At 68.4% G+C, this 8206-nt stretch carries 6 protein-coding genes and 1 pseudogene; 3 read left to right on the top strand and 4 right to left on the bottom strand.

What is annotated here, in order from left to right; all coding sequences use genetic code 11:
• The first annotated feature begins 712 nt into the window (after nt 1–712).
• From EES42_RS31005 to EES42_RS30995, 3 genes and pseudogenes are all read left to right on the top strand, one after another.
• Nucleotides 713–1439, top strand: a pseudogene (locus tag EES42_RS31005) (IS6 family transposase).
• Between the two features lie 382 nt (nt 1440–1821).
• Entirely contained in the window at nt 1822–3420 is a 1599-nt protein-coding gene (locus EES42_RS31000; protein ID WP_241196697.1) for an alpha/beta fold hydrolase, read from the top strand.
• A gap of 73 nt (nt 3421–3493) precedes the next feature.
• Nucleotides 3494–4033 (top strand): hypothetical protein, encoded by a 540-nt coding sequence (locus tag EES42_RS30995; protein ID WP_124721635.1) that lies wholly within the window; start codon nt 3494–3496, stop codon nt 4031–4033.
• Here EES42_RS30995 and EES42_RS30990 read toward each other — a convergent pair.
• From EES42_RS30990 to EES42_RS30980, 4 genes are all read right to left on the bottom strand, one after another.
• Entirely contained in the window at nt 3981–4775 is a 795-nt protein-coding gene (locus EES42_RS30990; RefSeq protein ID WP_124721634.1) for an IS5 family transposase, read from the bottom strand. The genes EES42_RS30995 and EES42_RS30990 overlap by 53 nt on opposite strands.
• A 188-nt stretch (nt 4776–4963) precedes the next feature.
• On the bottom strand, nt 4964–5218 hold the full coding sequence (locus EES42_RS45010) for a hypothetical protein (protein ID WP_164495391.1): 255 nt from the start codon (nt 5216–5218) through the stop codon (nt 4964–4966).
• On the bottom strand, nt 5215–6513 hold the full coding sequence (locus EES42_RS30985) for a cytochrome P450 family protein (protein ID WP_124721633.1): 1299 nt from the start codon (nt 6511–6513) through the stop codon (nt 5215–5217). The genes EES42_RS45010 and EES42_RS30985 overlap by 4 nt, the downstream gene beginning before the upstream one ends.
• A gap of 41 nt (nt 6514–6554) precedes the next feature.
• A complete protein-coding gene (locus EES42_RS30980) occupies nt 6555–7523 on the bottom strand; it encodes a cytochrome P450 family protein (protein WP_124721632.1) in 969 nt (322 codons plus the stop codon).
• Nucleotides 7524–8206: the final 683 nt, after the last annotated feature.

The following is an 8206-nucleotide window of genomic DNA, read 5'->3' as shown; positions in this document are numbered from 1 at the left end:
TCATTTCACCCGATCAGCCAACATGACAGTGCCGACGGGAAAGTTGGGTCCTGCCGTATCTCGTACCGTTGCCTGCTGACCGGGCGGCTGGGACTGTGGTCGCATGGTCGACACTCACTCGCGCGGGTATGAGGCAGCCGCCCGCTGGATGTTCTGGTCCGGCATCGCCCTGTTCCTACTCGGGTTGGCCACTCTTGGGGTTGCGAGGGCGGATGGTGCCCAAACGTGGGAATGTGCCCCGGGATGCCGGCTTGTGGAGAGCACGGCATGGGAGACCGCCAGAACGGTGGGTGCGGGGGGCGCGGCGCTGGGAGCGCTGCTCTGGGCTGCGGCCATCCTGATGGTTCTCCGCCGACGTCGGACTCCACCCGCGACACCCACCGACAGTTCAGCGTCATAGACCTTCACTGCACGACAGGGCCCGGGGCCTCGTGGAGGCTGTTGGCGAATTGTGGAGGCTGTTGGCGAATTCAGGCCTCAATCACTTCGTCCTGTCGGAGTTCATCCGGCGGGACGAAGCGCTGCCAGGTGGGAGGTCCGGATGTGGGCCCTGCGTATGTCCGTATCCAGCCATCGAGGCGAGCGAGGTTGATCGCGGCCGCCGTGAGCTATTGCTGGAGCCAAGTCTTGGCGAGGGCACTGTCAAGTTGAGTGAGTGGTCTCCGGGCTGGAATGGTAGCCGGGTTTGTTGATCGTTCGGGAGGAGCTGGTGGTGGAGGGCGCCGGGGAAGGGCCGTTGTACAAGGGGTTCCGGTTCCCGGCGGAGGTCATCTCCCACGCAGTATGGCCGTGCCACCGCTTCCTGCTCTCCTTCCGCGAAGTCGATGAGCTGCTCCTGGCACGCGGGATCACCGTCTCCCATGAGGCGATCCGCCGGTGGTGCGACCGGTTCGGCCCCCGCTACGCGGCCGCCCTGCACCGCCGCCGGCCCCAGGCCCGCGACAAGTGGCACCTGGACGAGGTGCTCCTGAAGATCAACGGCGTGCAGCACTACCTGTGGCGGGCCGTGGACCAGGACAGCACTGTCCTCGACATCCTGCTGCAGTCCAACAGGGACGCGAAGGCCGCGAAGCAGTTCATGGCCAAGCTGATGAAGAAAGCAGTACAGAACACCCAGAGTGCTGGTCACCGACAAGCTCCGCTCCCACGGCGTCGCCCACAGAGAGTTGATGTCCTCGGCCGATCACCGTTCCCACAAGGACCTGAACAACCGTGCGGAGAACTCCCATCAGCCGACGAGGCAACGCGAACGCGCGACGAAGGGCTTCCGCACAGTCGGCAGAACCCAGAAGTTCCTGTCCGCGTCCAGCCAGACCTCACCGCACTTCCGGCCCCGCCGCCACCGGATGACCGCCACCGGCCACCGCACCGAGATGCGCCACCGCTTCGGAACCCGGAACGAGATCACTGGCACTACCGCCACGCCCACCGAGGCCTGAACCAGAGGCGGAAACCAAGCCCAGCACACCCCCGCACACCCTCAAGTAACCGCACACCAACAAGTTGACAACGCCCGCCGGGGTGTTGAGCTGTTGTCACAGTCTCAATGCAGGGCCGTGGACGATCCGTTACTGGGGATGGCCGCACCGGGATTGGGGGGACAGCCGTAGTGAGTGGGGCTACTGCTGCGCATAGCGTCTACGGTGTGAAACATATACGGAACGGGGCAAAGAGATCCCCATTCGACGGGCACCGACCGGCCCGGTCTGCAGCGGTGTCGGCTGTCCCGTCGGGCGTGGTGGCGGTTGCCGTACCCACGGCGGACGCAGCGCATACGACTGGCACTTCCGACCACAACACCCAGCGCCCCAAGGAAGCTTCGTGATCACCTCCAGCCCCGTCGTGCGCCGCACCTCTGCCGTGGGCCTCGCCCTCACCGCCTGCCTCAGCGCGGTCCCCACCGCCGCGGCCGCGCCGGCCCCCACCATGTCGAAGTCCGAAGACCGGCTCGACCATTATTACGATCAGCGCCTGGGCTGGGGCAGTTGCGCCAAGAGCTCGGGCGACACCATGGGCCGTGATCTGGACAAGGCCGGCGTGCAGTGCGCGGACGTCACTGTGCCGCTTGACTACGCCGACCCCCGGGGCCGTACGATCACCGTCGCGATATCCCGGCTCAAGGCCACTGACACCCGCCACCGCATCGGCTCGATCCTGCTCAACAACGGCGGCCCCGGCGGCACCGCCCTCGAATCCCCGCCGGAATTCCACGCGTGGATGAAGAAGGTCGGCCCGCGTTACGACATCGTCGGCTTCGACCCGCGCTTCGTCGGCCGCAGCACCCCGCTGGACTGCGGTCTGCCCGTCGGCACCAATCTCTTCTCGGCCGGCCACAGCCGGGCGAGCTTCGAGCGCCAGGTCGCCCTCCAGAAGGACCTGGCCGACAAGTGCCGGGCCACCAACGCCTCCGTGCTGCCGCACGTCACCACCCGCAACACGGCCCGCGACATGGACGTCATCCGCGGCACGCTCGACGAGAAGAAAATCTCCTACTTCGGCTACTCGTACGGCACCTACCTGGGCACCGTCTACACCCAGATGTTCCCCGGCCGCACCGACCGCATGGTCCTGGACGGCGCCATCGACCCACACAAGTTCGGCCCCCGGCTGCTCCGGGAGGTCGTCGGTGAGAACGAGCAGGCGCTCGCCGACTGGGCCTCTTGGGCTGCCGCCCGCAATGACACCTACGGCCTCGGCCGCACCCGCGCCCAGGTCCTTGCCACCATCGACCGCGTCATCAGGGCATCCGCGCGCGCACCGCTGACCGTCGGCAGCGCCCCGGATGCCTTCCAACTTGACGACACCCAGACCCCGTTCCTTCTGCTCGCCGGCCTCGACAGCGACACCGACGCGTCCCGCGCGGCCCTCGGCGAGCAGGTGTCCGTGCTGAACGAGGCCGTGGCCGGGCAGCCGACCCGGCTGTCACCGCAGTTCGCCGGGCTGCTGCGGTTCGCACTGACCGGCGAGCAGTCACACCACGGCAGTGTGCAGTCTGCGGTCATCTGCGGGGACGTGGCGGCCCCGCGCGACCCCGAGGTCTACTGGCGGGCCATCGAGCGCAGCCGCGCCGCGTACCCGCGCTTCGGCGCGCTGGCCAACAACATCGGCCCGTGCGCCTTCTGGGACCGGCCCCGCGAGAAGCCCACCCGGGTGAAGCACGACACCAAGGCGCTGATCGTGTCCGCCACCGGCGACACCCGCACCGCCCACAAGGGTGCCGTTGCCCTGCACGGCTTGTTGCCGAGCTCCAAGCTGATCACTCTCAAGGGTGCGAACCGGCACGCGATCTACGGACTGTACGAGAACGCATGCGTCGACAACAAGGTCAACCAGTACCTGGCCACCGGCCGGCTACCTGCGAACGACCGGACCTGCTCCAAGCAAGCCGGGCTTCAGAAGCTGTATCTCAACCGAACGTGATCCCTTGATTTCTGCTGGTCAGGCATGGTTTCGCTCGGAGTGAGGGAGGCATGCGGCGTCTTGTGTCCGCTTCATGACCGAGGGGTGCGCGGTGGCGTCGGTGCTGGGAATGCTGGAGGAGCGGGAGGCGATTGCCCGGGTGCGGGTGGAGGGGCTGCGGGAGGAAGCCGCGCGGTTGGCTGAGGTGCTGGAGGCCGCGGAGATCGAGCTGGACCGGCGGGTGATCGCGCAGGAGGAGCTGGTCGAGGCCCTGGCCGTGTCCGCCGCCGAGACGACTGCCGTGACCGGGGCGGAGCGGGAAACGGTGCCCTCGCCGGTGCCGGGGTCGGTGGTGCCGCCCTGGCGGGACGGGCTGCCGGTGACCGTGCTCGCGCCCGACTACCAGCGGATTGTGGGTATGTTGGAGAAGCGGCGGTCCGCGGGCGAGGGACCGGTGAAGGCCAAGGAGATCGCGGCGGAGCTGGGCCTTGGGACGACGCCGGCGAAGGTCGAGGGGGTGCGCTCGAAGGCCAGGCGCCTGGCGGAACGCGGGTGGCTCCTCCTGGAAGCGTCGGGGATGTTCAGTGCCGGCCGGCGGCTTGCGGCCGTGCCGGACGCCGACTCATCCGTGTGACCATCGACCACCGGATCACCGCCTCGCTGCTGGCCGACAACGTCTCGTGGTCCCGGGCCAGACGGCGGGAGTTCGTCAACCACGCGAACGTGCGCTCTGCCACCCAGCGTCTGGGGAGCACCACGAACCCCGTCATGTCGTCAGTGCGCTTGACGATCTCCAAGGTCAGGGCGAGTTTGTCCCGGCACCAGTCGCCGAGGGAGCCGGTGTAGCCGCCGTCGGCCCAGACGAGGGTGATGTCGCGGTGCAGGCGACGGAGCCGGGCCAGCAGTCCCGCCGCGGCGTCCCGGTCGCCGATGTTCGCGGCGGTGACCGCGACGACCAGGAGCAGGCCGAGCGTGTCGGTCACGATGTGCCGTTTACGGCCCGGCACCTTCTTTCCGCCGTCGTAACCTCGTGAGTCGGCCGGCACTGTCGCTGCGGCCCGCACCGACTGGGCGTCGATGATCCCCGCCGTGGGCTCGGCCTCGCGGCCTTCGCTTTCACGGACCTTCCCGCGCAGCCGGTCGTGGAACTCGTTGATCAGCCCGTGCTCGCGCCAGCGGTGGAAGAAGGCGTAGACCCGGCCCCAGCCGGGGAAGTCCGCGGGCATCGCCCGCCAGGAGATCCCGCCCGCGACCAGGTAGCGGATCGCGTCCAGCATCTGACGGTGGCAGTAGCCTTCCGGCTGCCCGCCTCGGCCCTGGAGCCAGGCCGGCACCGGCAGCAACGGCCGCACGGCCGTCCACTCCGCGTCCGTCATGTCCGACGGATACCGGCGCACCCGATCGGGATGATCGGCCGCGTTGCCGTACACGTGCGCGAGGCAATCGCACGAAACGGCGGGCGAGTTGAAGTCAACGGGCGCGGGCGCGTACAACAACGACAACAGGGCCTCCGGGATCCGCTCGGAGTGGGGTCGCACCCCCGAGCTACCAGGAGGCCCTGCCTTCATGCGCGTACGACCGGAAGATCACCCGACCAGGAACCCTGTTCGAACCGCACGTTCCAAGATCGGTTGAGATACGGCTTCTCAAGAGCCGCTTCGGTCCAGGGGGCTGCGTTGAGCACGCGAATGCCCAGGCGGCGGTCGGCGGGCTGGTGGTGGCGTTCCCCGCCGAGCAGCCAGTGCGTGATCCGCGCGGTCGACGGTGCGGTGCCTTCGGCCGGGCTGTCCACGTCGATGGCGGGTGCGGGGGCGTTCACTGCCGGGCTCCTTGAGGGCATGTGTCGGTGGCCGTGGTGTTGGGGCGGTGGTGGTTCAGGTAGGCGGGGAGGGCCTGGACGGAGTTGGAGATCAGGGACGGCACGGGCACGAGCGATTCGGGGTTGGTGGCGAGGGAGAGACCGGGGTACTCGCTGAACAGTGCTTCGAGAGCGATCGCGGCTTCCATGCGTGCCAGGGGCGCGCCGAGGCAGACGTGGGGGCCGCCGCCGAAGGCCAGGTGCCGGGCCTGGTCGCGGGTGATGTCGAACCGGTGGGCGTCCTGGCCGTGCTGGGCGGTGTCGCGGCCAGCCGCGCTGTAGGGGGCGAGGACGGCGTCGCCGGCGGGTATGGTGACGCCGCCTATGTGCAGGTCCTCGCGGGGGTAGCGGGCGAGGAAGTTGCCGATGGGGGCGTCCCAGCGCAGGGTTTCCTCCACGACGACCGGCCAGACGGACGGGCCGGTGCTCAGCGCCAGGTCGAGTTGGTCGGGGTGGGTGAGCAGGGCGCGCTGTGCGTTGGTGATGAGGCTGAGGGTGGTTTCGTGGCCGGCGGAGATCATCAGCCAGAGGGTGCCAGTCAGCTCTGTGTCGCTGAGGAGGTCGGGGTTGTCCCTCTGGACGGCGATCAGGTTGCTGGTGAGATCGTCGCCCGGTGTGCGGCGTTTGTGCGCGACGACCTTGTCGAGGAGTTCGTAGATGAGGCGTTGTGTCGAGAGGACTTCCTCGGGCTGTGCGGTGGAGTCGAAGATGGACCGGACCAGGCGCCGAATCTGGGGCCGGAGCGGTCCGGGGACTCCGATGGCGTCGCAGATGACGGTCATCGGCAGCGGGTAGGCCAGGTGTTCACGCAGGTCGACCGAGCCGTCCGGGCCGGTGCGCTCGGGCAGCGCCTGGACGAGGCGGCGGGCGAGTTCGGTGATGCGCGGGCGCATGGCCCGGAAACGTTCGGGGGTGAGGACCTGGGTGACGACGCGGCGCAGGCGGCGGTGGTCGTCGCCGTCGGCCGTCACCATGTTGGTGATCTTGACCATTCCGGTCAGCGGCCAGTCCTCGGGAATCCGGTTGGTGCGGATGTCCGTCCACCGGTGCCAGTCCTTGCTGACCCGGGGGTCGTTCACCAGCTCCGTCAGCAGCTGGTGTGTGGTGACGACCCATGCTTCCACGTCGCCGGGAAGGATCACCTTCACGACCGGGCCGAGCTCTCGCAGCCGTGCGGCTTCGCCCTGGTGGTCCGCGCCGGTCGGGTCCAGGCGCAGGACGGGAACGTGCTGAGTGGTGCGTTGTGGTGCCGTCATGATCTACCTCCGGTACACGGTGCGAGAGCGGGCGGACTGGGCTATCGGACGGAAGAGTCGGGGGCGGTGTTGCCGGCCGGGGCGAACGTCACGGGCAGGGATTCCAGGTGACGCATCCAGGGAGAGGGGCTGGACGTCACTGCGTCGGCGGGGACACCGAGTGTGATCCGTGGCAGGCCATGCAGGGCCTGTTCGACAGCGACGCGGGCGATCAGGCGGGCGGGAGTACGGGCCGGGCACTGATGCGGGCCCGCGCTGAACCCGAGGTGGGACCGGTTGCCGATCTCCCGCTCCGGGTCGTTGGTGTGGATCCGCGGATCGGTGTTCGCCGCAGCCAGTACCAGGATCAATGGCTCGCCGCGGATGATCCGCTGGCCGCCCAGCTCGGTGTCGACCAAGGCGTAGCGTGCGGGCATGTGCGTCATGCGGGCGTCTCCGGGTCCAGCCCGTCTTCCGTCAGGCGGTCGATGTAGCCCGGCCGTGGCGGCGTGATGGGGCCGGTGTCTAAACCCTGGCCCTTGAGGGCCCTCGATGGTGCGGCGGGTCGCATTACTGAGAAGGGCAAACCTCATTGTCACCCCAAGCGCGGCCTCGGCTACCGGGCGGGTGGCGTCCAGGTAGAGGATGGCACGAATCTTCTGGATCTCGTTCTGCCGGTATTTCAGCGCCTGATTCCAGCGCTTGTGCGCCTTCTCGATCCACTCCTCGCGCTGGCTCGGAGAACGCTCGATGCGAGAGAGCGGGATCAGCGTGGTGGACAGCAGGTCCAGGTAGCGCTCATGCTCCTCGGCGAAGGCGAGATAGGTGGCCCTGCGCGACTCCCGCAGGGCTCGCATGTTCTCGGCCCTGACCTGATGGCGAGCCGTGCTGCGACCCGGCAGAGCCGCTGCGAGACCCGTCGCCCCGGTGCCGAGGGCTCCAACCGTGGCGCCGAGAACAGCGGCGATTCCTGAGTCCATCGCGCCACTGTGACGGATCGGCGACGGCCGCACGAGATGATGATCAGCCATCTGTCGACGATGTTCCGCAGGCCGGGCCTTCAGCCGTCGCGCACCGAGGGATCCTCGCAGGCGACATCGTTTGAGCACTACCGGCGGGCATCGCTGTCGACGGTGTATCGAGCGGTACAGCGGCCCGGCTCAGTCCACGTGTTCGTGATGCCATCGAAGCGACGGTCGATGACCTGGCGCCGACCAAGCGTGCCCTACGTGTGGGTGACCCGATTCGCGAGCGATCACAGGCTGCTGATGGAACATCAGCCCCAGACTGTCAGCCCCCACCGGGCAGGTGTGTGCGAAACCTCCTGCGGAGGCCACATCCACCACAACGGGCATTGGCCACGCCTCGCTGCCTTCGACAGGAGCACTTCAGCCGCGCGCGCCGTGAACTGGAAGCAGCCGGGTGGCTGGAGCACACGCACAACGTGGGCCAGGTCAAGTTCTTCCGGCTCGGCGAGATGGCCACCGGATCGCCGGTCGTCGTGCCAATGCACAGCCGGCCGACAGCCTGAGCTGCACAACCGAGGAAACCGGCGGGAAGCGGACCGCTGTCACCGCCGCGAAGAAGACGGCCGGCCGCGGACAAGCGCCGCGGAGCATTGCACGCCACCGGCTGGCCCAGCGGTTGGCCTCGAAGGACATCGGCGCTGCGCCTCCCCAGGTGCAGCGCCGTTCGTGTGCTCAACTGATCATCA

The organism is Streptomyces sp. ADI95-17 (assembly GCF_003846175.1).
GTDB classification, from domain to species: Bacteria; Actinomycetota; Actinomycetes; order Streptomycetales; family Streptomycetaceae; genus Streptomyces; species Streptomyces sanglieri.
The sequence above is the reverse complement of the archived record's forward strand: the minus strand, read 5'-3'. Positions and strand labels throughout refer to the sequence as shown.